Source organism: Salinibacterium sp. UTAS2018, assembly GCF_004118935.1.
Taxonomy (GTDB): Bacteria; Actinomycetota; Actinomycetes; order Actinomycetales; family Microbacteriaceae; genus Rhodoglobus.
Genome location: NZ_CP035375.1, coordinates 2,936,076 through 2,959,762, shown reverse-complemented (window position 1 = coordinate 2,959,762; position 23,687 = coordinate 2,936,076). Strand labels below are relative to the sequence as shown.

At 61.8% G+C, this 23,687-nt stretch carries 23 protein-coding genes and 1 tRNA gene; 13 read left to right on the top strand and 11 right to left on the bottom strand.

Annotated elements, in window-relative coordinates:
* Window positions 1-52: 52 nt before the first annotated feature.
* The 6 genes from xylA to ESZ53_RS14040 all read left to right on the top strand — a co-directional run bounded on the left by xylA (window position 53) and on the right by ESZ53_RS14040 (window position 6,169).
* Window positions 53-1,243, top strand: coding sequence for a xylose isomerase (gene xylA / locus ESZ53_RS14070; RefSeq protein ID WP_129073398.1), 1,191 nt, complete (start codon window positions 53-55; stop codon window positions 1,241-1,243).
* Window positions 1,244-2,647 carry a xylulokinase gene (xylB, locus tag ESZ53_RS14065; RefSeq protein WP_129073397.1) on the top strand — a complete coding sequence of 468 codons (1,404 nt, stop codon included), beginning with the start codon at window positions 1,244-1,246 and terminating at the stop codon, window positions 2,645-2,647.
* A gap of 406 nt (window positions 2,648-3,053) precedes the next feature.
* Window positions 3,054-3,623, top strand: a complete 570-nt coding sequence (locus tag ESZ53_RS14055) for an ATP/GTP-binding protein (RefSeq protein WP_129073396.1) — start codon at window positions 3,054-3,056, stop codon at window positions 3,621-3,623.
* Window positions 3,620-4,021: a roadblock/LC7 domain-containing protein gene (locus tag ESZ53_RS14050; RefSeq protein WP_129073395.1), complete on the top strand. Its 402-nt coding sequence runs from the start codon at window positions 3,620-3,622 to the stop codon at window positions 4,019-4,021. The genes ESZ53_RS14055 and ESZ53_RS14050 overlap by 4 nt, the downstream gene beginning before the upstream one ends.
* Window positions 4,022-4,255: 234 nt before the next feature.
* Complete coding sequence (locus ESZ53_RS14045) at window positions 4,256-5,215, top strand: DUF2510 domain-containing protein (protein ID WP_129073394.1); 960 nt, start codon at window positions 4,256-4,258, stop codon at window positions 5,213-5,215.
* 108 nt (window positions 5,216-5,323) lie between these two features.
* Complete coding sequence (locus ESZ53_RS14040; RefSeq protein WP_129073393.1) at window positions 5,324-6,169, top strand: hypothetical protein; 846 nt, start codon at window positions 5,324-5,326, stop codon at window positions 6,167-6,169.
* A 19-nt stretch (window positions 6,170-6,188) separates the two neighbouring features.
* Here the strand turns inward: ESZ53_RS14040 and ESZ53_RS14035 are convergent, their stop codons facing one another.
* Window positions 6,189-7,205, bottom strand: a complete 1,017-nt coding sequence (locus tag ESZ53_RS14035) for a TauD/TfdA family dioxygenase (RefSeq protein WP_210403813.1) — start codon at window positions 7,203-7,205, stop codon at window positions 6,189-6,191.
* A 193-nt stretch (window positions 7,206-7,398) separates the two neighbouring features.
* Between ESZ53_RS14035 and ESZ53_RS14030 the strand changes: the two genes are divergently transcribed.
* Window positions 7,399-7,480: transfer RNA gene (locus ESZ53_RS14030), tRNA-Leu, on the top strand.
* 117 nt (window positions 7,481-7,597) lie between these two features.
* On the opposite strand, the gene ESZ53_RS14025 is transcribed toward ESZ53_RS14030, so the two are convergent.
* Together ESZ53_RS14025 and ESZ53_RS14020 are read right to left on the bottom strand one after the other, a co-directional pair.
* Window positions 7,598-8,659 (bottom strand): zinc-binding alcohol dehydrogenase family protein, encoded by a 1,062-nt coding sequence (locus ESZ53_RS14025; protein ID WP_129073392.1) that lies wholly within the window; start codon window positions 8,657-8,659, stop codon window positions 7,598-7,600.
* 138 nt (window positions 8,660-8,797) lie between these two features.
* Window positions 8,798-9,187: a helix-turn-helix domain-containing protein gene (locus ESZ53_RS14020; RefSeq protein ID WP_129073391.1), complete on the bottom strand. Its 390-nt coding sequence runs from the start codon at window positions 9,185-9,187 to the stop codon at window positions 8,798-8,800.
* 167 nt (window positions 9,188-9,354) lie between these two features.
* On the opposite strand from ESZ53_RS14020, the gene ESZ53_RS14015 reads away from it, so the two are divergent.
* A complete protein-coding gene (locus tag ESZ53_RS14015) occupies window positions 9,355-10,092 on the top strand; it encodes a DedA family protein (RefSeq protein WP_129073390.1) in 738 nt (245 codons plus the stop codon).
* 44 nt (window positions 10,093-10,136) lie between these two features.
* On the opposite strand, the gene ESZ53_RS14010 is transcribed toward ESZ53_RS14015, so the two are convergent.
* From ESZ53_RS14010 to murI, 4 genes are all read right to left on the bottom strand, one after another.
* Window positions 10,137-10,682, bottom strand: a complete 546-nt coding sequence (locus tag ESZ53_RS14010; RefSeq protein ID WP_129073389.1) for a HEAT repeat domain-containing protein — start codon at window positions 10,680-10,682, stop codon at window positions 10,137-10,139.
* A 46-nt stretch (window positions 10,683-10,728) separates the two neighbouring features.
* Entirely contained in the window at window positions 10,729-11,325 is a 597-nt protein-coding gene (gene rdgB / locus ESZ53_RS14005) for an RdgB/HAM1 family non-canonical purine NTP pyrophosphatase (protein ID WP_129073388.1), read from the bottom strand.
* A 4-nt stretch (window positions 11,326-11,329) separates the two neighbouring features.
* Window positions 11,330-12,085 (bottom strand): ribonuclease PH, encoded by a 756-nt coding sequence (rph, locus tag ESZ53_RS14000; RefSeq protein ID WP_129073387.1) that lies wholly within the window; start codon window positions 12,083-12,085, stop codon window positions 11,330-11,332.
* 88 nt (window positions 12,086-12,173) lie between these two features.
* Window positions 12,174-13,010, bottom strand: a complete 837-nt coding sequence (gene murI, locus ESZ53_RS13995) for a glutamate racemase (RefSeq protein ID WP_129073386.1) — start codon at window positions 13,008-13,010, stop codon at window positions 12,174-12,176.
* Window positions 13,011-13,121: 111 nt separating this feature from the next.
* On the opposite strand from murI, the gene ESZ53_RS13990 reads away from it, so the two are divergent.
* Window positions 13,122-14,375 (top strand): nicotinate phosphoribosyltransferase, encoded by a 1,254-nt coding sequence (locus ESZ53_RS13990; RefSeq protein ID WP_129073646.1) that lies wholly within the window; start codon window positions 13,122-13,124, stop codon window positions 14,373-14,375.
* On the opposite strand, the gene ESZ53_RS13985 is transcribed toward ESZ53_RS13990, so the two are convergent.
* The 3 genes from ESZ53_RS13985 to ESZ53_RS14510 all read right to left on the bottom strand — a co-directional run bounded on the left by ESZ53_RS13985 (window position 14,372) and on the right by ESZ53_RS14510 (window position 18,493).
* A complete protein-coding gene (locus tag ESZ53_RS13985) occupies window positions 14,372-14,632 on the bottom strand; it encodes a DUF3039 domain-containing protein (RefSeq protein WP_129073385.1) in 261 nt (86 codons plus the stop codon). The two genes, ESZ53_RS13990 and ESZ53_RS13985, sit on opposite strands and share 4 nt — an antisense overlap.
* A gap of 70 nt (window positions 14,633-14,702) precedes the next feature.
* Window positions 14,703-16,196 carry a hypothetical protein gene (locus ESZ53_RS13980; RefSeq protein WP_210403812.1) on the bottom strand — a complete coding sequence of 498 codons (1,494 nt, stop codon included), beginning with the start codon at window positions 16,194-16,196 and terminating at the stop codon, window positions 14,703-14,705.
* 53 nt (window positions 16,197-16,249) lie between these two features.
* Window positions 16,250-18,493, bottom strand: a complete 2,244-nt coding sequence (locus ESZ53_RS14510; protein ID WP_246837329.1) for an ABC transporter ATP-binding protein — start codon at window positions 18,491-18,493, stop codon at window positions 16,250-16,252.
* A gap of 201 nt (window positions 18,494-18,694) precedes the next feature.
* On the opposite strand from ESZ53_RS14510, the gene ESZ53_RS13970 reads away from it, so the two are divergent.
* The 4 genes from ESZ53_RS13970 to ESZ53_RS13955 all read left to right on the top strand — a co-directional run bounded on the left by ESZ53_RS13970 (window position 18,695) and on the right by ESZ53_RS13955 (window position 22,211).
* The gene (locus ESZ53_RS13970) at window positions 18,695-19,387 is read left to right on the top strand and encodes an NTP transferase domain-containing protein (RefSeq protein ID WP_129073383.1); all 693 of its coding nucleotides are present in this window, start codon (window positions 18,695-18,697) and stop codon (window positions 19,385-19,387) included.
* A gap of 145 nt (window positions 19,388-19,532) precedes the next feature.
* The gene (locus tag ESZ53_RS13965) at window positions 19,533-20,333 is read left to right on the top strand and encodes an ABC transporter permease (protein WP_129073382.1); all 801 of its coding nucleotides are present in this window, start codon (window positions 19,533-19,535) and stop codon (window positions 20,331-20,333) included.
* A complete protein-coding gene (locus ESZ53_RS13960; protein ID WP_129073381.1) occupies window positions 20,333-21,073 on the top strand; it encodes an ABC transporter ATP-binding protein in 741 nt (246 codons plus the stop codon). Before ESZ53_RS13965 ends, ESZ53_RS13960 begins: the two co-directional genes overlap by 1 nt.
* 178 nt (window positions 21,074-21,251) lie before the next feature.
* Window positions 21,252-22,211: a hypothetical protein gene (locus ESZ53_RS13955; protein ID WP_210403811.1), complete on the top strand. Its 960-nt coding sequence runs from the start codon at window positions 21,252-21,254 to the stop codon at window positions 22,209-22,211.
* Between the two features lie 12 nt (window positions 22,212-22,223).
* On the opposite strand, the gene ESZ53_RS13950 is transcribed toward ESZ53_RS13955, so the two are convergent.
* Window positions 22,224-23,516 (bottom strand): CDP-glycerol glycerophosphotransferase family protein, encoded by a 1,293-nt coding sequence (locus ESZ53_RS13950; RefSeq protein ID WP_129073644.1) that lies wholly within the window; start codon window positions 23,514-23,516, stop codon window positions 22,224-22,226.
* Between the last annotated feature and the right edge of the window lie 171 nt (window positions 23,517-23,687).

Below are 23,687 nucleotides of genomic sequence, written 5' to 3'. Positions count from 1 at the left end.
AAGTATGTTGTTCTCAATAACTTATTGCCACTGCTGCCAACGGAGAACCACAATGTCTTTGCAACCCACCCCCGCCGATAAATTTTCCTTCGGCCTCTGGACAATCGGCTGGGAGGGAGTTGACCCGTTCGGTGGAGCAACTCGCGCGCCCCTCGATATCGTTCACGGCGTCGAAAAGCTCGCCGAGCTGGGCGCTTACGGTATTACCTTCCATGACGACGACCTCTTCGCCTTCGGATCAACGGATGCCGAACGCCAGAAGCAGATCGACCGCCTGAAGCAAGTGCTCAGCGACACCGGCCTCATCGTGCCCATGGTCACCACTAACCTCTTCAGCGCTCCCGTCTTCAAGGACGGTGGATTCACGTCGAACGACCGCAGCGTTCGCCGCTTCGCCATGCGCAAGGCAATGCGTCAACTCGAACTCGGCGTAGAACTGGGCGCCAAGACCTTCGTCATGTGGGGCGGCCGTGAAGGCGCCGAGTACGACTCCGCCAAGAACGTACGCGCAGCACTCGAGCGCTACCGCGAATCGCTCAACCTGTTTGGCGACTATGTCACCGAAAAGGGCTACGACATCCGCTTCGCTATTGAGCCCAAGCCCAACGAGCCCCGCGGCGACATCTTGCTGCCAACCGTCGGTCACGCCATGGCGTTCATCGAAACCCTCGAACGCCCCGAGCTGTTCGGCGTGAACCCCGAGACGGGTCACGAACAGATGGCCGGACTCAACTTCACCTCGGGCATTGCTCAGGCGCTGTACCAGGACAAGCTGTTCCACATCGACCTCAACGGTCAGCGCGGAATCAAGTATGACCAAGACCTCGTTTTCGGTCACGGCGACCTGCACAACGCCTTCTCGCTCGTCGACCTGCTCGAAAATGGCGGCCCCGATGGTGGCCAGACCTACACGGGCCCGCGTCACTTCGACTACAAGCCCAGCCGCACCGAAGACGAAAACGGAGTGTGGGTTTCCGCTGCCGCCAACATGCGCAACTACCTGCTACTCAAGGAGCGCGCTGCCGCCTTCCGCGCCGACCCTGAGGTGCAAGAAGCTCTCGTCGAAGCGCGCGTCCTCGAACTCTCGGAGAACACTCTCGGCGAGAATGAAAGCTATGACGATCTGCTGGCTGACCGCGCCTCGTACGAAGACTTCGATCACGAGGCCTACTTCAACGGCAAGGGCTTCGGCTTCGTACGCCTCCAGCAGCTTGCTGGCGAGCACCTCATGGGCGCCCGCTAAATGACCCTCGTCGCGGGGATCGACTCCTCAACCCAGTCCTGCAAAATCGTGATCGTGGATGCCGCAACCGGTGCGCTCGTGCGCACCGGCCGCGCCTCCCATCCGACCGGCACCGAGGTTGATCCGAACGCCTGGTGGGTGGCCCTCAACGAGGCCATCACCGAGGCGGGCGGATTGGATGACGTCTCCGCGATCTCGGTCGGCGGCCAACAACACGGCATGGTCGTGTTGGATGCCGCCGGCCGGGTCATCCGCCCAGCCCTGCTGTGGAATGACACCCGCTCTGCCGCCGCGGCCGATGCCCTCAGCGCAGAGTTTCCTGACCTCGCGGAGCGCACCGGCTCGAAGCCGGTCGCCTCGTTCACATCGACGAAGCTGCGCTGGTTGCGCGACGCCGAGCCCGAGAACGCCGCCCTCGTTGCCGCCGTGTGCCTGCCGCACGATTGGCTGACGTGGCGATTGCGCGGCTTCGGGCCAGAGAATCCTGAACTTTCAGAGTTAATCACCGACCGGTCTGATGCCAGCGGCACGGGCTACTTCAACTCGGTGACCAACAAGTACGACCTCGACGTCCTGGGCGCCGCGCTGGGTCGTGATGCCTCGGCGATCACACTCCCCCGCATTGTCGCGCCCGGCGAATCCGCGGGAACAGTCGCCACCTCCGTTGCGGCGAACGCGATGATCTCGGTAGCGTGCGGTGCTGGCGATAACGCGGGAGCCGCACTAGGTCTCGGGGCCCGCGCTGGCGACGTTGTCGTGTCGATTGGTACGAGCGGCACCGTCTTTGCCGTCGCGACCTCGCAGATCCCCGACGCCACTGGTACCGTCGCTGGGTTTGCTGATGCCAGCGGAAACTTTCTCCCCCTCGTCGCCACCATGAACGCAGCGCGGGTGCTCGACAGCACCGCCGCCCTTCTCGGCGTGAACTACGACGAACTCGGCACGCTCGCCCTCGACGCCGCACCCGGCGCTGACGGCCTCGTTCTTCAGCCCTACTTCGAAGGCGAACGAACACCTAACTTGCCGGATGCCACGGCAACCCTGTTCGGCATGACGCTTGCTTCCACGACTCGGCCGTCGCTCGCGCGCGCCGCTATCGAGGGACTGCTCTGCGGCCTCGCTGATGGCCTCGACGCACTTGTACGTCAGGGAGTTGTCGCCGAGCGCATCCTGCTCATCGGCGGCGCGGCTCAAAACACTGCGGTCTCGTCGATCGCGTCTCAAGTTTTCGCCGTGCCTGTCGTCGTTCCCGAGCCCGGAGAGTATGTGGCCCTTGGCGCCGCAGCGCAGGCGGCGTGGGTGCTCGACGGCACACGCCCTGACTGGACGATCGCTACGGTCGCGGAGCCCGCATCCGATTATTGTCCCGTCATCCGCGAACAATACGCACGCTACGCGGTCTAGCCAGCATCACCCTCGTGCACGCTGAGCAAGCCGCCGAGTAGCACCGCATTAACCGCCGCACTGCTCGGCGCCCTCCTTCAAGGCGAGCGTTTCAGCCTGCTGCAACTGCTCGGATTCGCCCTCGCACTCGCCGCCATAGTCGGGGCACAAATCCCGCCGCGAAAGCACTCTCTAGCACCCGCCACCGACCGTCGTGACGCTCGAGACCAATGACAAATTGGTCTCGCAAAACGCCCGAAACCCGCGAAAACACGGCACGTTTTGAGGGGACAGACAGAACGTTCTGGTCAGCATTTATGCGGACTATTTCGAACGACACCCAAATGGGGGTCTACTGCCCCGCTTCTGAGGCTTGCATGCTTCAGTAAGCAAGAACCGAAAAACTAGCTCCTGGGGGGAGGATCAGATGTCAGAACACGTCATACTATTTGCCGGCCCCATGGGTGCCGGAAAGACAACTGCCATCCGTGCCCTCAGTGAGATTGAGGTCGTGAGCACCGAGGCAGCCAACAGCGACCAGGCGGCATCGGCCAAAGCCACGACGACTGTCGCTCTCGACTACGGCGAGATCAGCGTCAACGACGCAGAAAAGGTTCGCCTCTACGGCGTTCCCGGTCAAAAGCGCTTCGACTTCATGTGGAAGATTCTGGCCGAGCGCGCCGAGGGTGTCATCCTGCTGGTCAATGCGGATGCCGACAACCCGGTCGAGACTGCGATCGAGTACGTCAAAGAATTCTTCGCCCTGTACGAGCGCGGCGGAATCGTCATTGGTTTCACTCGCGCCGATCTCGTGCCCAACGCCCTCATTGAGGAATACGCGAACGCCCTCGCGGACGAAATGCCCGATGTCATGATCCCCGTGTTCACTGTGGATGGCCGCTCTAACGCCGACATGACCGTGTTGCTGATGACGCTCGTAGCCAACGTGGAGCTCAAGCAGGAGATCGCGCCAGCACTTTCTAGGAGGGCACGATGAGCATCGTCACCCACCATGACCCCAAGTACATCTCCCGAGGCGAACTCGCTCTCGGCGGACTCCGCAGTCTCGCCCCGTCGCTTCGCTATGCCTCCCTCCTCACGGAAGACGGTTTCAGCGTCGCGAACGTTGAAGGTCAAGAATTCGACAGCGATCGTTTTGCGAGCATGGCCAGCTCAACGCAGGCTCTCGCCGATGCTGTCGCTCGAGAATTACGACTCGGAGACAACGAGTTTGTGATCGTCGCGGCCGAGCAAGGCCATGTCGTGCAGGTGCGAGTCGAGGATCACCCGTTGGTGCTCGCAGCCTTGTTCACTGATAAGGACACCATCGGCAGGTCGCTGACCGCCGCGCGACGCACTGCGCGACGGCTCAACACACTGTTGATGGCCAAGTAACACCAAACCAAACACCCGCGTGACCCGAACAACTAGAGCAAGTAACTACCCGAATAACCCGCAAAACCAGAGCAAGCAACACCCGAATAACCCGCAGTAGGACCAGGAACTACGAACAGGTGTGATCACCGTCTAACCCGCCGATCACTTCCTGAATCGAGGATTTTTACCCGACAAAGCTTGACCGCAGTGCACCCTCGGCACTGCATCGGAATTCACGCAGGAGGCGTGAAGATGACTACTTACACAACTAATATCCCCGCCGGCTGGTACCCCGACCCGCTTGGCCTCCCCCAGTTGCGCTGGTGGGACAACCACACGTGGACCGACGAGATTTCGGGAGCACGCGCTCCCCTCGTGCACCAACTCGTCGATGTCGCCTTTGCCGACCCGACCGAGGTCGAATTCGACGATGAACCCCAGCGCGTTGCCGCATCTGCGCCGACCGCTCACGAGACCACGCCCAAGCCGACTCTCGCGAACACCTTGCGACAGCTCGAAGCTCCCCGTGCAGAGACTGCCGTCGATTCAGAGGCCGCAGGCGACCCGACCGTGAGCGCCCGCGACAGCAGCGACAGCGACGACGACTCCGACTTCACGGCAATCACGTCTGAGTGGGCCCAGGTTGCCGAAGCCATCAAGATCGCGGCGAGCAGTGCTCAGCCCACTGTTCTCGCGATCACGTCGCCCAGCTTTCCGATGCTGGTCATCGATGTATCTGAGCGTGCGTACTGGTGGAAAGCAGAAATTGCCGACTTCCCCATGTTCCCCACAGACATCAGCATTCGCAGCCACGTTCGCGAAGAAGTCATCATGCCCACGGGCGCTGGCTTCGACCTCAACCCGCTGCTGTGGATGATCGGCACCACCGGCTATGCTCACGCTGAAGCCCCGTGGCTCACCGACGGTGCTCGTTACCGTCTGCGTCGCTGGCCCAACATGACGAGCCTGCCGCACGACGCAGACCAGCTGCGGATGACCTCTATCCTCAGCCACGCCCCGCTGTCGGCGAAGGAACTCTCCGCCATTGCCGAGACCGAGCAGGTCGCCGCGAACTCGCTGCTCGCCGCGCTCAGCCTCATGAACATCCTGCGCGTGCTTCCCGGCGCCACCAGCGACGAAATGGGCGCTCCCGCACCGGCACCCGCCCCGCGCGGTTTCTTCGCTCGCCTGCGCGGCCGTCATAAGAAGTAGTTCGCACTTTCGTCGCTGTTTCCAGCCGAGCGGGTGGGTGAGTTACCCGACTCGCCCTCTCGGCTGAATAATCCTTGATTGTGGATGCTGTGCGCTTACGCTGTGCACATGATTGCGTTACCGTCGACCTCTTCCCAGTTCGCGCGCTGGGCCATCGCTGCCTTTCTGAGCTCCGTCCTCCTCGGAGCCAACCAGTTTCTTTTTGGCAGCTTTGGCGCCTTCGGCAATGGTCCGACAGACCTACCCGCTGTGGTGCCGATCGCCGGTGCAGCAGTCGGCCTTTTAGCAGTTCTGCTGTTGATACTCGCGGTGGCGTTGACGGGATTCTCAATCCGGGCTCGTTGGATAGCTCGATCAGCGTCCTCTCGAGCTATCGCCGCTGAGGAACCTACCGACATCCGGTATCAGCTTGATCCGCCACGTGACGAGCCCGTCTCCCGGCGGATTCGACTCGTTATGGGCGCGGGGTTCGTTGCCGCGATGCTCGCAGTCATCGCAATCGGAGTAGTGAACATTTACGTCTGGAACCCTCTGCAGAAAGCCCCCGGGCTGACTCTCGATGAGATCTACGCCGCGATGAACGCGGCAGGCGAATTGCAGTTCGACCCGTTCGCGTGGGTCTGGGCTGTTTTCTGGCCGCTGACAGCAGTCGTATTCGCGCTGCTTCTCGCCTCGTCATCGCTAGCGAACGTGATCACCGTGCGAGGCACACTCGCGGCAGGATTCGCGCTGCTCAGCGTCGCGATCGGACTCCACTGGCTCGCGGGATTCTCCATGGGCATGGGACTCGCCGACACCTTTTATGTCAGCGGCGGAGATGCCGCGAGCCCCGGACTGCTGCTGAATATAGTCGGGCAGCTCCTTGCGGTGGCCGCGCTCTTCCTTGCCATCGCCCCGCGACGCACAAACGCGGGCCGCCTGCCGGAGCAGACGACCCGCGTCGCAACGAACTAGCTAGCTCTCGCTGAGCTTCTTAGCTGTGAACCGCTGCGAGCGTGCGGCGGTCTTCGAGCAGCTGAGGCCAGAGCTTGCGGCGGTCGCGCACAACGAAGCCACGAGCGATGAAGCGGTCCTTGCCGTCAAAGCGGGGCTCGTACATCGAACGACCGTGCATGGCGCGCAGGTTGTCGAGCATGAGCAGGTCGCCCGGCTGAAGCACGTGAGCATCGCGGTGCTCGATGTAGGTTTCCACAACCTTGGCGAGCAGTCGCTGGGCTTCCGCCGTGATGCCGTGCATGAGGTCCTGGTCGACCAGAATGTACGGGTCATCTTCTGGCCCACGCAAGATCGGGAACGGGCCGCGTACGTCATCCGGGTTGGGGATGTAAGGCTGGAACGACTCGTCGATGGTGGTGGCCCACAGCGGCTGGCGCAGCTTGGCAACCTCTTCGGGAGTCATGTTCGCCACCAGCTTGCGACCCGAGAACGCGTAGGTCTTGGCATTCTCGTCGCCGCGAAGCGATCCGAGGATGACGTAGTCGGGCTTGAAGTCAGAAAAGCACTGCTCGGTGTGAGCTTCGAGCTCCACCTTCGAGCCCTGCGACTGCTGAGTTACCGCAAGCTTAGGGTTGGGGACCATGTCTTGGATGAGGTGGCCGTTGCCCTCTGCCTCATAAGCAACCATGCTTCCGAGGAGGTGGGCAAGCATTCCCATTTCTTTCGCAAAAACGGTGCCGGCGCCGAGGCCGCTCTTGTTGTTCAGCGGGGTATCTGTGAGGTCTTCATCGACGTACAGGCCACGCACAACCATGATGCCGGCTTCAGAGCCAACCTCAGCAAAATTCAGAACAGCGGCACGGACCTCTTCAGGCAGGCTGAAAGCCGCAGCGAGAGCCTGGCGACCGAAGTCATCCGGGTTCTCGTTAGGGTGCGCAGTAATGCGCTCAGCGGCGGTACGAATCTCAGCAGCCATAGCTGCGTCGACAGTGAAAAGGCTCGATTGGAGCTCGTGAACGGTAATGTCGCTCTCCTTGCTTCGTGCGCTGCGCAAGCTGTTGCTCTTGGTGGCCCTGGGAAGGCGCAGTCGCGGACGTTGTCTCCATAGGGAAGACACTTCATAAATTACACCCTCCGCCCCCTAAAACACGAGGATTGCGGGGTCGGCGGGGCCGTGCACAGCAAAAATGAAGCTACGTCATAGGTGATTCGCGGTTGCCCAATCTCGCGCTAAGATTGACCGGCCAGCGGGAGTGGTGAAATTGGTATACACGCAGGATTTAGGTTCCTGTGCTTTCGAGCGTGCGGGTTCAAGTCCCGCCTTCCGCACAACACGTTGCCTTCAACACAAAGCGCACTAGCACCAGCCCGCAGCTTGAGCTGCAACGACAAAGGCGCACGACGAGCTTTCGCTCCCCGTGCGCCTGCTCCAGGCCTGATCCCGGTCTAGTTAGCTGGTGCCACTTCTGCCGTGACTTCTGACGTCACCACGGTCTTGCCGATGGCGCTCCCCGTTTCCACGAGCGCATGGGCGGCCCGCAGCTGTTCAGCATTCAGCGGGCTGAAAGTGCGGGTGAGAGTCGTACGAATTTCGCCGGCATCCACGAGGTCAGCCACCTCGTTCAGAAGCTCATGCTGCAGCACCATGTCGGCGGTGTGCTGAGCGGAGCGAGTGAACATGAGTTCCCAGTGCCAGCTGAGCGCCTTGCCTTTGAGCGAGAGCAGGTCGAGCCCCGCCTCGTCGTCAATGGCAACGATCTCGCCGAACGGCTTGATGAGCTCGACTATCGCGGGCAGGTTCGTGCCGGTCTGCGAGGTGAACACCCAGTCCACGCCTTCGGGGGCGACAGCTGCGACGTTGGCCGCAAGGTCGCCGCGGTGGTCGACAACCGCATCCGCGCCCAGCCCAGTCACCCACGCGCTGGTTTCGTCGCGTGACGCGGTGGCGATTACCCGAACGCCCGTGAGCTTCTTGGCGAGCTGAATGAGCACCGAACCCACTCCCCCAGCAGCTCCCAGAACCAACAGGGTCCCCGAGCTGTCCTTACTGAGCTTGAGCTTGTGAAAGAGCGCCTCGTAGGCCGTGATGGTCGTGAGCGGCATCGCTGCAGCCTCGGCATGCGTCAAGCTCGACGGCTTGCGACCCACGATGCGCTCATCGACATGGTGCAGGCGCGAGTAGGTGCCGGGGCGAGTGATATCTCCGGCGTACCAGACCTCGTCGCCCGGCTGAAAGAGAGTGACCTCAGGGCCGACAGCGGCTACGACACCCGACGCGTCCCATCCGATAACTCGATCAGCGATCTCTCCGCCAGCGCGCACCTTCACGTCGACGGGGTTGACCGAAACGGCAACTACTTCGACGAGGATGTCGTGACCGGCTGTAGCGTCAATGGTCAGTTCGGTGTCGACCAGGCTTCCCTCGGCCTCAATCGATCCGCCACCGCGAGTGACGACGGCGGGCGCTGCTGATCCAATGCTGAAGCGGGAGGGAGCTGGGGTGTTCACTGGGGTCCTTTGCGTGATCGCTAACGTGCGAACTTCACGCTAAACCCGCCCCACTGGTGACCCGCAAGGGAGGCAACTTACCCCGAGGTAAGCGACCTGCGGCACCTTACCCCCGGAAGATTGCGCCGCAGGGGCCCGCTAGGCGAGAGCGCGGGCGGCCTCAGTGCGTTGGGCATGCTCGAGTTGAGACTCGGCCCATACCCGCAGGGCTTCCAGCGGAACTCCCGCATCTCGCCCGAGCGCCGTCAAGGTGTACTCCACACGCAAGGGAACCTCGGCAAACACTTCACGATCGACGATTCCGTAGTCTTCAAGCCGGCGAAGAGTGCTCGTGAGCACCTTGGGTGAGATGCCATCCAGATGGCGCTGCAGCTCCCCGAAGCGCATCCGGCCGCCCAGCAGCGCGCCGATAGCAAGCGCCGACCATTTGCTGGCAACGACATCCAGCAGATCGCGGCACGGGCAGGTGGCCGAAAAAACATTCCCGACATGAATGTGATCGTGTTCATGGCTCTGATCGAGATTCATAGCGCCCTTTCGATAGTTGCTTCCCCAACGATAGCAACCCGTCACGATTTCGGCCAGAACCGGGGGTATCCCCCACAGCGAAGCCCCCTCAGCACCCGTTACTCTGTGAGGTACATAGCTACTGTCGCCGACTACGCGCACCTAGCCGACGATTCTGGAGACAACCCTTGGTAGGCACAGCCCTCATCCCGTGGCTCGATCCCCAAAACCTCATCAACGGTTTCGGGGCGTTCGCGCTGCTGGGCGTTGCCCTCATCGTCTTCTCCGAGACCGGATTACTGGTCGGCTTCTTTTTGCCCGGTGACACCCTGCTGCTCATCACCGGCGTGCTCACCTTCGCCGGCGTGATCGAGTTCGACATCTGGTGGGTCTGTTTGGCCATCAGTCTTGCCGCTTTCCTCGGTGGAGAAGTCGGCTATCTCATTGGGCACAAGCTGGGCCCCAAAGTATTCGAACGCAAAGAGACCGGGCTCTTCAGCGTCGAGAATGTGCGACGCACCAACGCCTTCTTCGCCCGCTTCGGTGGCGCCGCCGTCATTCTGGCTCGCTTTGTTCCGATCGTACGAACGTTCGCCCCAGTCGCCGCGGGTGTCGGCCACATGGACTACCGCAAGTACTCGCTCTATAACGCGATCGGCGCTCTCACGTGGGGTTCCGGGCTCACCTTTGGCGGGTACCTGTTGGGCTATATCCCGTGGCTCAGCGACTTCATCGTCGAATACATCGACCTCATTTTGCTCGCCGCCGTAACCCTCACGGTGTTGCCGACAGCATTCCACTACTTCCGCTCATCGCACAAAGCAAAAAAGGCACGCGAAGCTGGCCAGCCAGACACACTCGACGATGATGAGGCCGAGGCTCTCGCCCTGCACCCCAAAGACTTCGACCAGAATCTCGACGACTAACGACGAGGTCGGATGGTCGGCGTTCGCTACGGCGTAGGCGCGGGTTACTGCTTCGGCGAACGCTTGCGAATAGCGGCGACGGCCTGCTGAGCAGCTCGACGCACCTCAATGTCTTCATCCTTGACGAGGGCCGAAATCGCCTCGACGTCGTCGAGGGATCCGACGGTGCCAAGCGCGCGAGCCGCGGAGGCGCGAACACGAGCGGTGTCGTCCTCCAGGAGCGCCGCAAGTTCGTCGTGAGCGTCAACGCGACGAGTAGCAACGACTCGCGTTGCCATCTCGCGCACACGCCACGCTTGGTTGCTGAGAGCGGCGCGTACGGCATCCGCAGCTTTGTCGTTCCAGGCGTGCAAGAGCGCACGGGTTCCCCATAGTTCGGGCCAGTACAGCACCGGAGCACCATCGAGGATGCCCTGAGCGTGCTCGCCACCGACGACGAGCAAGAACTCTTTGCCCTCGTTGTTGCCCTCGATGAGAGAGACGGCGCGCTCGACTACGGTGTCTTCGCCGTGCCGCTCGCTGGCAGCCGCGATGCGGGCTGCGATAGGAAGAGCAAGGTCAACGGCGTGGGGATCATCATGTTCAGACACGCCTCAACCCTACGTTGTTGCGCTGCTTCGCTCGACCGTTGACCTGTTACTGCTCGTCGCCGAGCAGTTGATCACGCACTACCGGCATGATCGCCGCGAAAGCTTGCGCTCGGTGGCTAAGGGCATCCTTCTGGTCTGAAGTGAGATCTGCGGAGGTTCCGGGTTGACCGTCGGGGCAGAAAATGGGGTCGTAGCCAAAGCCTTCGGAGCCGCTGCGTTCGCGCGCCACGGTTCCCGGCCAGAGCGCGAGTTCCACGAACTCGCGCGACTGATCGCCAGGAATCACAAACGCGGCAGCGCACGCGAACTGGGCGGCGCGGTCATCCACACCTTCCATGTTCGACAGCAGCAGCTGGAGGTTGTCTGTGTCATTTCGCGTTCCCGCATACCGAGCCGAGTGGATGCCGGGGGCACCGCCCAGCGCATCAACGCAGATTCCGGAGTCGTCTGCCAGCGCGGGCAACCCAGTGTGGGCGGCGGCAGCCCGCGCTTTGATGAGCGCGTTGGCCTGGAACGTGTCGCCGTCTTCGACGGGCTCGGGCCCGTCGTAGGCAACGAGCTCAAGTCCATCGAGAGCCGGGCCGAGAATCCGGCGCAGCTCGGCGACTTTGTGAGCGTTGTGGGTGGCGAGAACGATGCGCATGAGGCTAGTTGGCTGCTGCCGCGGAGCCCGGAGCGCCTTCAGCGAGCGAGGCGACCTGAAGCGCGGTGAGGTCTACTGCCCCGCCGAGGGCAAGGTCGAGCAGGGAGTCAAGTTCGCGGCGGTCGAAGGGGGCACCTTCCGCGGTGCCCTGAACCTCCACGAAGAGACCGCGGCCGGTGACGACAACGTTCATGTCGGTCTCGGCGCGAACATCTTCAACGTAGGCGAGGTCGAGCATAGGCTCGCCGTCGATGATTCCGACGCTCACGGCAGCGAGCGAGTCGAAGAGAGCCTTCGAGTTCTTGCCGATGAACTTCTTCTCGCGGCCCCACTCGATGGCGTCGGCCAGAGCAACGTAAGCGCCCGTGATCGCAGCCGTGCGGGTTCCGCCGTCAGCCTGGAGAACGTCACAGTCGATCACGATCGTGTTCTCGCCCAGCGCCTTCATGTCGACGACAGCGCGCAGGCTGCGACCGATGAGGCGGGAGATCTCGTGTGTACGGCCGCCGACCTTGCCCTTGACGGCTTCGCGGTCCATGCGGCTGTTCGTGCTGCGGGGAAGCATCGAGTACTCGGCTGTAACCCAGCCCTTGCCCTTGCCTGCCATCCAGCGTGGAACGCCGTTCGTGAAGGATGCCGTGCACAGCACCTTGGTCTTACCGAACGAGATCAGGGCGGAACCTTCAGCTTGGTCGCTCCACCCGCGCTCGATCGTGACCTTGCGCAGTTCGTTGTTTTCGCGGCCGTCGTGACGTGACATCTGTCTTCTCTCTATCGGTGAAATCTGGGGTGTGGGGTGGGCGCGATCACGGGTTGCTTGCCACCGGGGCGGTGGAGCATCCGCATCGCTAATCGAGAATGGGGAGGTTAATTACGCCGGTGTCGAAGGTCTCGACGCGCACAATATTGGGCCCCATAAAACGTGAAGCGAGGCGAGTGAAACCGAGCTTGTCTGGCCCGGTGGCCTCAAAGGTATGGCGAGCGGGTTCAGTCGAATCGCGCAGCAGGTTGTGGGCCACAAGCGTGCTGTACACGTCGTACGCGGTCTCCTCAGCACTCGACACGAGCGTCACTTCGCGACCCATCACGTACTGAATCGCCGCAGAGATGTGCGGGTAGTGAGTGCAGCCGAGCACGAGAGTATCGACATCAGCGGCTTTGAGCGGCGCCAGATACTCCTCGGCGACCGCCAAAACTTCGGGGCCGGTAGTGATACCGGCTTCAACAAATTCGACAAAACGCGGACAGGCCTGCGTGAACAATTGAATGTCGGATGCCGCAGCGAAGGCATCTTCGTAGGCTCGCGATTTGACGGTGCCGGTCGTACCGATCACTCCGACGCGACGATTGCGGGTCTGGCTAACTGCCGCCCTCGTAGCGGGCTGGATAACTTCGACCACCTCGATGCCGTACGCCTCGGTGTAGCGCTCACGAGCATCCCGCAGCATCGCAGCCGAGGCCGTGTTGCACGCGATCACGAGCAGCTTCACGCCATCGTCAACGAGGCGGTCCATCACTTCGAGCGCATAGCGACGTACATCCGCGATGGGCTTAGGACCGTAGGGCGAGTGAAGAGTGTCGCCCACATAGGTGATGGATTCGTGCGGCAACTGGTCGATGATGGCGCGGGCAACGGTGAGGCCGCCGACTCCGGAATCGAAAACGCCAATGGGTGCATCAGTCACGCCTTCAATCGTAGTGGTGGATGCCCGAACACTCCCCGCCAGCATTGAGCGACGGTCGCGTACGCTGGTCAGGTGAGTACCGCTCTACTAACAGACCAATACGAGCTGACGATGCTCGACGCCGCTATCGGCAGTGGCCGCCACGAACGCCAGTGCGTGTTCGAAGTGTTCGCCCGTCGCCTGCCCGACAGCCGCCGTTACGGCATTGTCGCCGGCACGGGGCGCCTGCTCGAGCTGATTGCAGAGTTCCGCTTTGGCGACGACGAACTGAGCTTCCTCTCGCGCAACGCGATCGTGAGTCCCGCGACAATCGAATGGCTCGCCAACTATCGCTTCACGGGCGACATCAGTGGGTATCGCGAAGGCGACGCGTACTTCCCCGGCTCCCCTCTGCTCACCGTCGAGGGATCGTTTGCCGAGGCTGTCTTGCTCGAGACTGTGGCCCTCAGTGTGCTGAATTACGACTCGGCTGTGGCCTCCGCCGCTGCCCGCATGGTGTCTGCCGCCGACGCGCGACCCCTCGCTGAGATGGGATCACGCCGCACGGGCGAACGCTCGGCCGTGGCATCCGCTCGCGCCGCGTACATCGCAGGCTTCAGCGCCACCAGCAACCTCGAGGCGGGCCGCAGTTGGGGCGTGCCGACGATGGGCACCGCCGCACACTCGTTCACGCTGCTCCACGACACCGAAGAAGAAGCGTTCCAGGCGCAGGTCGCTGCTCTCGGCCCCTCGACAACGCTGCTCGTCGACACCTACGACGTTGAGAACGCCGTCGCGCTTGCCGTCAAGGTTGCCGGCACCGAGCTCGGCGCCGTGCGCATCGACTCCGGCGACTTGGCCACCCAGGTCGCGTCGGTTCGCGCTCAGCTCGATTCGCTCGGCGCCACTAAGACTCGCATCACCGTCACGAACGATCTCGATGAGCACGCGATCGCTGCGTTACGCGCCGCTCCCGTTGATTCCTTCGGCGTCGGAACCTCGGTCGTCACCGGTTCCGGCCACCCGGCCGCCGGCATGGTCTACAAGCTCGTTGCCCATCACAACGACGCGGGCGAGTGGGTTTCGGTCGCCAAAAAGTCCGCTGCCAAGGCGACGGTAGGCGGCCACAAGGCGGCGATTCGTACGATGCAGAACGGTGTTGCGACATCCGAGCTGATTTTTCAAACTCAGGATGCTCGGCCCGAGGTCGAGGGCCGCGAACTGAACGTTCCGCTCATGACGGCGGGAGCGGCGGATGCTCAGTGGCTCGGTGCCAGCGGAACGACAGCCGCCCGAGACCACCGCGAGCAAGCGATGGCCGAGCTACCGCAGACAGCCTTTCGGCTTTCCCGCGGTGAGCCCGTGTTGCCCACGGTCTATCGCTAGGCCTTCATCTTTTCGTAAACCTCTTTGCAGGTGGGGCAGACCGGAAACTTTTCCGGGTCGCGACCCGGCGTCCAGAGCTTGCCGCAGAGGGCGCGAATCGGCTTGCCCGAAAGCGCCGATTCCATAATCTTGTTTTTGGGCGCGTAGTGCGAGAAGCGCTCGTGGTCGCCCTCTTCAACCTGCTCTTGGTTGAGCAGTTCTTCGAGTTCGCGGTCGAGAGTGTCGGTTCCGCCGCCTGTGATGTCGGTGTCAGCCATGGGCCAATTCTACTTCCGTCGCGGTGAGCTGGTGTCTGTGATTCTGCTGACCCGGCTCGGATGGGGTTGGTCAGTTTTGTGAGGAGAGAGCCAAGAGCTCTGGGCCGCGGCGCACCATGATGCGGCCGCCCCAGTACACGCCAATGACGAGCACGAGCAGCCCCAGCGGCACACCCACGATGAATGCAGCCCAGTTCGGCTGAAGGGTCGTGAAGGGATTGAACAGCACGATCGCGAGCACCGGCACGGCGAACAGGGTCGAGAGCGCGAAGGTGAAGGACTGCACAGTGGCCGCGTTCGACACGAGAGCTTGCGGTTGAATGAAGGCCCCATGCCCGGGAAGCGGTGCTGCGTAGGGGAAGGCCGCCGAACTCACGCTGGAGACGCCGAGACCCGCAAAGAGAACGCAGAGGCTGAGCCCGATCAGACCGGGAAGCGCCTCGCCATTACCCACAATGACCACGGTGAGGATGCTTCCCATAACCGCCAGGGGAATGCCGACGAGAAGGTTGGGCACGATGCGCCCCCAACGGTCATCCGAGCCGCGCGTGTGCGCCGAGACATGAGTCCAGAGTGCCGTGTTGTCGTGGGCGACATCGTTGTGAGCGCTCCAACCGAGAAACAGACACATGACAGGAACGGGGATCCAGGCGATCACGTCGGCGCCAATGCCGCCGACGAGCAGCGCCGCCACCATTCCGATCGGGATGATGGGGATTGCCGCAAGAGCAACGAAGTAGCGCGCATCCCGAGCCCAGTAGCTCAGGCTGCGGGCCGCAACCGCCCCCAGCGGAGTCGCGGGCATAAGACGAAACCATCCCAGTCCGGAGCGATAGGTTTCGACAGCGCTGCGTTCGGGCCGCGAGAGGACGAAGCCTAAGAGGAAGTACCAGCAGGCTGCGAGAACGGCGAGGAAGCCGAGAGCAATGGCGAGTTTGCCGACAACATCGCCGGTGTCCCCCGCTGCCGCTGACGCCGGGGCACTGAAGGCTGCGCCGAGCGGCGTCCATTCCAGCGCGGCTGCGAGGCGACGGATCACGGGCAACACTTGGGACTGGTAGTCGGCGAGCGCGAGCATAACGGCGATCGGCAGCGATGCCACAACGAGAGTGACCGCGACAATGCCGAAGCTCTCCCGCAAACGACGGGTGCTGAGATAGCGGGCCGCGACGAGACTCGCGAGGCGAGCTCCCACGACCGCCGTGCCAATCACAATCAGCCCTGAAAGCACAGAGACTAGCGCGGAGGCTAGGGTGCCAGACCACGCGACGATTTGCGCGATCGTGAGCCCGACAAGCATCACCGTGGGGATGCTGATCGCACCGACGAGGAGAAGGAGGGCAGCGAGTGTCAGGCGACTGAGTGGCAGGTAGGCGAATCTGCGTGGGTCGAGCGCGTCATCCGCATTCCAGCCCAGCGGCATCACCAAGAACCCGACGAGCACAGCGGAGCCGAAGACCACCAAGGTTGCTCCGGCGACTTCTGCCGTGGTGGTACGCAGGTCCGCCACGGCGGTAATGGCGATCACGAAAAGCACGGCGCTGTAGATCAGCACCAATCCCATGGCGGATGCTACGAGCGGTCCCCGACGAAACGCATTCGCGAGAAGGGTGAGTTTCAGTCGGAGAAACTGCTTAACCACTCGAGCCCTCCCCCATTGGAATTCTTACCGGTCAGTTGCACGAAACGGTCTTCGAGCGACATTCCGTTGCGAACTTCGTCGATCGTGCCATCCGCGAGCAACCTGCCCTCAACGATGACGGCGACGTGGCTGCAGACGCGCTGCACGAGTTCCATCCGGTGGCTCGAGAGCAACACCGTGCCCCCCGCGTTGACGTATTGCTTCAGGATGCGCGTCACGGTTGCCGCCGACACAGGATCGACGGACTCGAAAGGTTCGTCGAGTACCAAAAGCCGCGGTGAGTGAATCATGGCGGCCGCGAGCGCGACCTTCTTGAGCATTCCCGAGGAGTAGTCGCTGACGAGTCGCCCCATGACGTCGTCGAGCCCGAACGCGGTAGCAAGATCTGCAGAGCGCTTGCGCACTTCCGATGCTTCGAGACCACGCAGTACGCCCGAGTAATACAGCAGTTGAGACCCGGTGAGGCGGTCAAAGATGCGCAAGCGGTCAGGCAGCACACCGATGGAGCGCTTCGCAATTTCGGGTGATTCCCACACGTCGACGCCGTTGACGGTTGCGTTACCCGAGTCGGGTCGCAGCAGCCCAGTAATCATCGAGAGCGTTGTGGTCTTGCCCGCCCCGTTAGGGCCGACGATGCCGTAAAACACTCCGGCGCGCACGCTGAGGCGAATGTCATCGACGGCAACGGTGTCTCCGAAGTCCTTCGAGAGCCCGTTTACCTGCAACACCACGTCGTCGGATGTCGCCTCGAGTCCGTGCGCAACGGTCGGGTCAACGGCGACCAGGGCTGCGCTCACATCCTCCGGTTCAACGCTGACGGTGTCATCGCGCTTGGGCTCGACAACGATCGTTGGAGCGTCGGAGCTCAGCTCCTCGTCCTCGCGAGCAATGGTGTCTGGCTCGGCCGTCATTGGCGCGGCTGTCGTTGACTCGCTGGCTTCGGCGTCGGCGTCGGCGTCGGCGTCGGCGTCGGCGTCGGCGTCGGCGTCGGCTCGATCTGGGGCGCTAACGGGCGTCACGTCAACGTCAGAAGTCTTCTCGACGTCAGCAGGCTTCTCGACGTCAGCAGGCTTCTCGGCCGTCAGACGTTCAGCTTCTACCTGTTCGGCTTCCGCTTTCTCAGCTTCAGCTTTTTCGGCTTCAGCACGTTCCAACTCCGCGCGTTCGGCTTCCGCCTCCGCTTCGACTTTCTCTGCCTCAGCCTTTTCCGCTTCCGCACGTTCGGCTTCAAACTTGTCAGTCTCAGCCTTGTCGGCGGCCGCCTTTTCATCGGCGAGCTTCTGCTCGGCAGCTTTCTTGGCTGCTGCTTCAGCTGCCGGGGCGGCAAACTGCGAGGCTAGTGCTCGCAGGCGTGCCAACCCCGCAAGAACGGCATCCGGCTTCTCCTCTGCGGCGGGAACGTCCTGCTCCGGCTTCGCGTCAGTTGTGGCCTCCGCCGGCTCGCGAGCCGAATCAACCGATTTTTCGGAATCTCCTGAATCCCCTGAATCAGCCTCTCCGTCGGCGTCAGCTGCTTCAACGCCGTCGACGACGACGTCGACAGTCTCAGAATCAGCTTCCCCAGTGGCATCAGCGGTATCAGTGGCATCAGCGGTATCAGCAGCCTGGACACTCACTGCTGCGTCGCTAGCGTCAACGACTGTGCCCTCAGGGCCCTCACTAGGACTGAGAGCGGCGACATCGGTAGCGGTCAGGTCGGTAGCGGTCAGGTCGGCGTCAACAGCAGGTGCGGTGGGCTTCGGTGAGGCTGACTCTGGGCTAGCGGGTTTCGGACCACTCGGTTTGGGGGCCTGCGGCTTCGGTGCTCGCGGCTTGGGGCTTTTGAGCGCTGAAGGCGTGGACGCCGCGTCAGCAGCAGTCGACTTCGCCGCCGGGCGTGGGGAAGCACTCGGCTTCGCAGCAGCCTGCTTGGCAGCACTCGGCTTGGCCGCACCGGGCTTGGCAGCACGCGGCTTCGCAGCACTCGGCTTGGCCGCACCGGGCTTGGCAGCACCGGGCTTGGCAGCACCGGGCGTTGCATTCGTCGCCGAGGCGCTCGTTGTGCGGGTAGCGGGTTTCTTGGCGGCAGGCTTACGAGTAGCAGAGGCTGAAGGCTTGGCGGTAGCCGATTTCGCTTGAGAACCACGAGCCGTCGCAGGCTTTCGGGTGCTGCTCACGGGCTTCGTTACCGGCGTTTCAACAGTCTTCTTGCCCTCGTCGGGGGTTTGGGCGTTTTCCACTGTCCAAACCTACCAATCAGATGCCTCAAGAATGAGCCTGCATCACAAATAGGCAACAACCCTCAAAAATCTATGGAGTTCTCGGCCTACACAGTTAGCCTGACTATCGCACAAAGGTGTGTCGTATTTTTCAATCTCGGGTTAACAGTAGGTAAATCATCAACCTTGAACCCGAGCCCCAGAACTACTGAGGAGACCACCATGACTACACAGGTCGTTATTTTAGCTGCCGGCATGGGCAGCCGTTTGGGCCGCTCGCTTCCGAAGCCACTGACTGAGCTCAGCGATGGCCGCACCATCATGAAGCAGCAGTTCGACAACATCCACCACGCCTTCGGCAACAACGTCAAGGTCACAATCGTCGTCGGCTACAAGCTCGAGCACATCATCGAAGCATTTCCCGAGGCATCGTTCGTTTACAACGAGCAGTACGACCAGACCAACACGTCGAAGAGCCTCATGCGTGCGCTTCAGGCGTCCACTCCTGGTGGAGTGCTCTGGATGAACGGCGACGTTGTCTTCGACCCCACCGCTCTTGAACGTGCCGCAGCCATGGTTGCGCGCGATCAGTCATTCGTCAGCGTCAACACCGCGAAGGTATCTGACGAAGAGGTCAAGTACACGACCGACGCTGAGGGCTTCATCAAGGAGCTTTCCAAGACCGTCAAGGGCGGGCTAGGCGAGGCTGTCGGCATCAACTACATTTCACGCGACGCTAAGTCCACGCTGCTGCGCCACCTCAAGAAGGTCGGCGACCAGGACTACTTCGAACGCGGCATCGAGCTCGCCATCGAAGAAGACAACCTGCTCATTGAGCCCGTAGACATCTCAGACCTCTACGCCATCGAGGTCGATTTCGCTGAAGATCTCGAGCGCGCAAACCTCTTCGTATAAGTACTGTCGGGGGCTCACCGAGCCTCGCAGCAGCGTCCGTCTCGCACTCAGTGTGGGGCGGACGTCGCTCGTTAAAGCGAAGAATAACTCACGCAGATGCACGTGAGCGCGGCTGACTGTCGATTTGCCCGTTTACTATAGGGGCGTGGCACACACAGCACTGGGTCGATCAGCATGGTCTCCCCTCACCCGATACCGCCGCACACTGTGGTTACTCACGGTGCGCGACCTCCGCGTGCGATACTCCACGTCTGCTCTCGGCTATGTGTGGAGCATCCTCGATCCCCTCGTCATGGCGGGCATCTACTGGTTTGTCTTCACTCGCGTCTTCGAGCGTACGGTCGGAGAACAGCCCTACATCGTGTTCTTGCTCGCGGCCCTGCTGCCCTGGATGTGGTTCAACGGCGCAGTTTCCGACGCCACTCGGGCATACCTTCGCGAATCTAAACTGATCAGATCGACCAAAATCCCCCGCACCATCTGGGTAGCACGACTCGTGCTCTCAAAGGGGATCGAGTTCATCGCTAGCCTTCCCGTTCTCGCTCTATTCGCCGTCTTCAACGGAGCCGTGCTGCACTGGGAAGCAGTCTATTTTGTGCTGGGAATCATCCTTCAGGCGATTCTCACGATGGGCGTTGGTCTCATCGTCGCCCCGCTCGTAGTGTTCTTCCGCGACCTCGAGCGCGCAGTGAAACTGGCGCTGCGGTTTTTGTTCTACGCCTCCCCCATCATTTATGGGCTATCCGATCTCGGCAAGTTGGGGCTTGAGACCCTCGCGGCGTTCAATCCGCTCGCTGGAATCTTCTCGCTCTACCGAGCGGCGTTCTTTCCCGACCAGCTCAATTGGTCGGCCGTACTGATAGCGGCGCTCATGAGCGTGATCCTGCTCGCTGTAGGAATCCTTGTCTTCGCTCGCACCGAACGCGCCGTGCTGAAGGAAATCTAATGACCGACAACAGCGTTATTCGAGTAGAGGATGCGGGCATCCGCTTCCGCCTCAATCGTCGATCGCGCCGCAGCTTCAAAGACCTCTTCGCCGGCCGCAAACGGCGAGCACGAGCCGACGAGTTCTGGGCGCTGCGCAACGTAAGTTTCGACGTCAACGCCGGTGAAGCAATCGGCGTCGTTGGTCGTAACGGCCAAGGAAAATCGACTCTGCTCAAGCTCGTAGCCGAAGTGATGCTGGCCGATGAGGGCAGTGTGCACGTTGACAAAGGCGTTGCCCCGCTGATCGAAATCACGGGTGGATTTGTCGACGACCTCAGCGTTCGCGACAACGTTTACCTCACGGCGGGCCTCCATGGCATGACGAAGAGCGAAATCAACGATCGCTTCGATGAGATCATCGATTTTGCCGAGATTAAGCGCTTTATTGACACCCCGTACAAGCACCTGTCGAGCGGGATGCGCGTGCGCATTGCTTTCGCTGTGATCTCACGCCTCGAGGAACCGATCATCCTGGTGGATGAAGTGCTCGCTGTCGGCGATAAGGCCTTCCGTGAAAAGTGCTACCGCCGCATTGAAGAACTCTTAGAGGGCGGTCGCACTCTCTTCTTCGTCTCTCACAACGAGCGAGACCTCCGCCGATTCTGCTCCCGCGGGCTCTACCTCGACAAAGGCGATCTCGTGCTCGACGGCCCCATCAACGATGTGCTCGCGCTCTACAACAAGGACTACCCCGCGTAACTCTCCCACTCGGTGTGGCGTCTCTCGGTATTGGCGTCTGGCGGTGTTGGCCTCTGGCGGTATTGGCCTCTAGCGGTGTGGGCGATGCTCCGACATCCGTCGCTCACGAACGTCACAGTTAGCCAACGGCAGCCTCACTCCCGGGATGCCGTCAGACGCCTCCGGTACGCTGAAACGCATGGCAAACAGCGATATCAGCAGCTCTCACCCGATGGTGGTGCGCGGCATCGACCGCGTGCTCACGGTGCAGCGTCCGGTTGTGCTCGCACACATCCGCAGCATCCGTCGCAGCAAACCTCACGCCACTCCGGATGAGATCATCACCGTTCTCGAACGCCGCTATCTGGCTGCCGTGACAACCGGTGGCGCGCTCGTGGGAGCGAGCGCGGCGATCCCCGCCGTCGGCACTGGAGCATCGCTCGCGCTGTCGGGCGTCGAGACAGCGGGCTTTCTCGAAGCCAGCGCCCTTTTTGCTCAGTCGGTCACCGAAGTCCACGGAATCGTTGTCGACGACCCTGACCGTGCGCGCGCCCTCGTGATGACGATGGTGCTGGGCGGTGCTGGCAGCGACCTCGTGAAACAGCTCGCGGCCCAAGCGACCGGTGCCGGTGCCGTTCGTTCAGCGTTCTGGGGCGAGACCCTCGCTAAGAATCTGCCCAGCACCCTAGTGGGGCCTATCGCCGACCGCCTCAAAAAAACCTTCCTCAAACGCTACGCAGCCGCTCAAGGCACGAATGTTGTCGGCCGCCTTATGCCGTTCGGTATCGGTGCTGTTATTGGCGGCGGCGGTAACAACATTTTGGGCCGCCAAATCGTACGCACCGCTCGTCAAGGGTTTGGTCCGGCACCAGCAACGTTGCCTGCATGGCTCGAGCCGGTAATCGCGCTCCCGAAAGCGGCTAAAACGCCCAAGGTCCGCGGCACACGCTCACGACTGCCTTCGCTGCCAGCCTTACCTCTGCGCCGAAAACGTCGTGGTTGGGTGGAGCTAGAGACCCTCGCCGATCTGGAAAACCACCTCGACAGCGATCAATTACCCGCAATCGAGGCGAGCAGCGATAGTGGCCTCGAGTCGGCCCCTCACCCCGAGCACGCGCCCGGACACGCGCACGCGCCCGAGCACGACTCTGGGCGCTAACCTTCGCGCTGACTATTCAGCGTCGGGCGATTCATCCTCGTCGTCTTCGAAGGGGTCAGCTTCGGTGACCAGACGATCACCGATGTGGATCTGCGCGTGACGGTGCCACAACGCCACCAACGACTCGACTGCGTCATGAAAACGGGCGGTTGCTGCACCGGGAGTGGTGTCGCCGAAATGGCGCTCGGCCCAATACCCCAAGCGCTCTTTCGCCTCAGTGTCGAACTGCACTCGCTCAGCAATGGCCAGAATGTCGCCCGCCTGGTCGGCGCGCAGCCACTCGCAGGAGCCGAGGTAGCCGCCCTCATCGATTTCGGCATGCTCCGAGAGAGGGCGAGTAACGATGAGAGGTTTGCCCGTGGCGAGACGGTCATAGACCATCGCCGAGACATCGGTGATCGCGACATCCGCTGCGACAAGCTGCCAGCCCATTTCTTTGCCATCGTCGTACACGTGCTGCACCGACGGGTCTGACTCATTCGCTTCGGCAATGGCCGCGATGATGTCGACATTGGCACGCTTGTAGGCATCGTTCACCACTCCGCTACGTGGGTGCGGGCGATAGATCAGACGATGCTTATCGCTGGCGATTACTGCCTTGGCGAGGGCGACACCGTGGCTTTCGATCGAGCCGTAGGCGGCAGCATCACGGTCGCCCTCCCAGGTGGGAGCGTACAGAATGACTGTTCGGTCGTCGGGAGTGTACGGAAGATCGCCGGCAAAATGATCGGCCTGCGGGCGCCCGATAGGAATCGCCTTTTTCTTGATGTCGAAGTCCCAGAGTTTGTAGCTCAGGCGATCGAGCGCGGCATCCCCGGCAACGAAGCTGAAGTCATAAGCCTTGAACTGGTTGGTCGTCATGTACATTTTGTCGCTCTCACCGTGGTTGATGAAAACGTGCCACATGCGGCCGTAGCGGAACATTTGAAAGTTCTTGGCGTTCTGGTTGACGTAGAAAATGATCTTCAACGGCTGCTCGGCTACGAACTGCTCCAGCTCTGACACACGACGCAAATAGACCGTGGGCACAGGAGCTTCATTCCACAGCGCGAGTACTGCGCTCGGTGAACGCGCAATGATGGCCACGGGAAAACGCTTCGAAAGCTCTTCGAGGGGCGCGTACCACTGCCGCATCTGGTACAGATTCACCTTCGTATCGGCGAAGTAAACGGCAATACTCACTGAGCCAGGAACGGGCAGTGGATGCTCATCCAGCAGCCCGGCAACGCTTCGCCGATTGCGGCGCGAGCGCAGCATCGTGCGCACCACCTTGCGTGCGGTCTTGAAGTCCTTCAGTAAAGCCATGGTCACAATCAAATCATCGGAATTTTGCCGCGACGGCACACTCGCCAGACCGTTACAGAGCCGATGCTGATCCGTCGGCGCGAGGCTTAGCCGCAGTTTCGATAGTACTCGGGCACGATTCCGGGCAGAATACTGGGTAAGCGCCCTTAAAACCGCATGTTACTAGGGGTT

Coding starts and splice junctions, on each gene's coding strand:
- ESZ53_RS13950 (WP_129073644.1), bottom strand. CDS start 23,516: ATGGCTTTACTGAAGGACTTCAAGACCGCACGCAAGGTGGTGCGCACG.
- ESZ53_RS14055 (WP_129073396.1), top strand. CDS start 3,054: ATGTCAGAACACGTCATACTATTTGCCGGCCCCATGGGTGCCGGAAAG.
- ESZ53_RS13960 (WP_129073381.1), top strand. CDS start 20,333: ATGACCGACAACAGCGTTATTCGAGTAGAGGATGCGGGCATCCGCTTC.
- rph (WP_129073387.1), bottom strand. CDS start 12,085: ATGTCACGTCACGACGGCCGCGAAAACAACGAACTGCGCAAGGTCACG.
- ESZ53_RS13985 (WP_129073385.1), bottom strand. CDS start 14,632: ATGGCTGACACCGACATCACAGGCGGCGGAACCGACACTCTCGACCGC.
- rdgB (WP_129073388.1), bottom strand. CDS start 11,325: ATGCGCATCGTTCTCGCCACCCACAACGCTCACAAAGTCGCCGAGCTG.
- ESZ53_RS13990 (WP_129073646.1), top strand. CDS start 13,122: ATGCTCGACGCCGCTATCGGCAGTGGCCGCCACGAACGCCAGTGCGTG.
- xylB (WP_129073397.1), top strand. CDS start 1,244: ATGACCCTCGTCGCGGGGATCGACTCCTCAACCCAGTCCTGCAAAATC.
- ESZ53_RS14020 (WP_129073391.1), bottom strand. CDS start 9,187: ATGAATCTCGATCAGAGCCATGAACACGATCACATTCATGTCGGGAAT.
- ESZ53_RS14045 (WP_129073394.1), top strand. CDS start 4,256: ATGACTACTTACACAACTAATATCCCCGCCGGCTGGTACCCCGACCCG.
- ESZ53_RS14050 (WP_129073395.1), top strand. CDS start 3,620: ATGAGCATCGTCACCCACCATGACCCCAAGTACATCTCCCGAGGCGAA.
- ESZ53_RS13970 (WP_129073383.1), top strand. CDS start 18,695: ATGACTACACAGGTCGTTATTTTAGCTGCCGGCATGGGCAGCCGTTTG.
- ESZ53_RS14040 (WP_129073393.1), top strand. CDS start 5,324: ATGATTGCGTTACCGTCGACCTCTTCCCAGTTCGCGCGCTGGGCCATC.
- xylA (WP_129073398.1), top strand. CDS start 53: ATGTCTTTGCAACCCACCCCCGCCGATAAATTTTCCTTCGGCCTCTGG.
- ESZ53_RS13980 (WP_210403812.1), bottom strand. CDS start 16,196: ATGGGATTGGTGCTGATCTACAGCGCCGTGCTTTTCGTGATCGCCATT.
- ESZ53_RS13955 (WP_210403811.1), top strand. CDS start 21,252: ATGGCAAACAGCGATATCAGCAGCTCTCACCCGATGGTGGTGCGCGGC.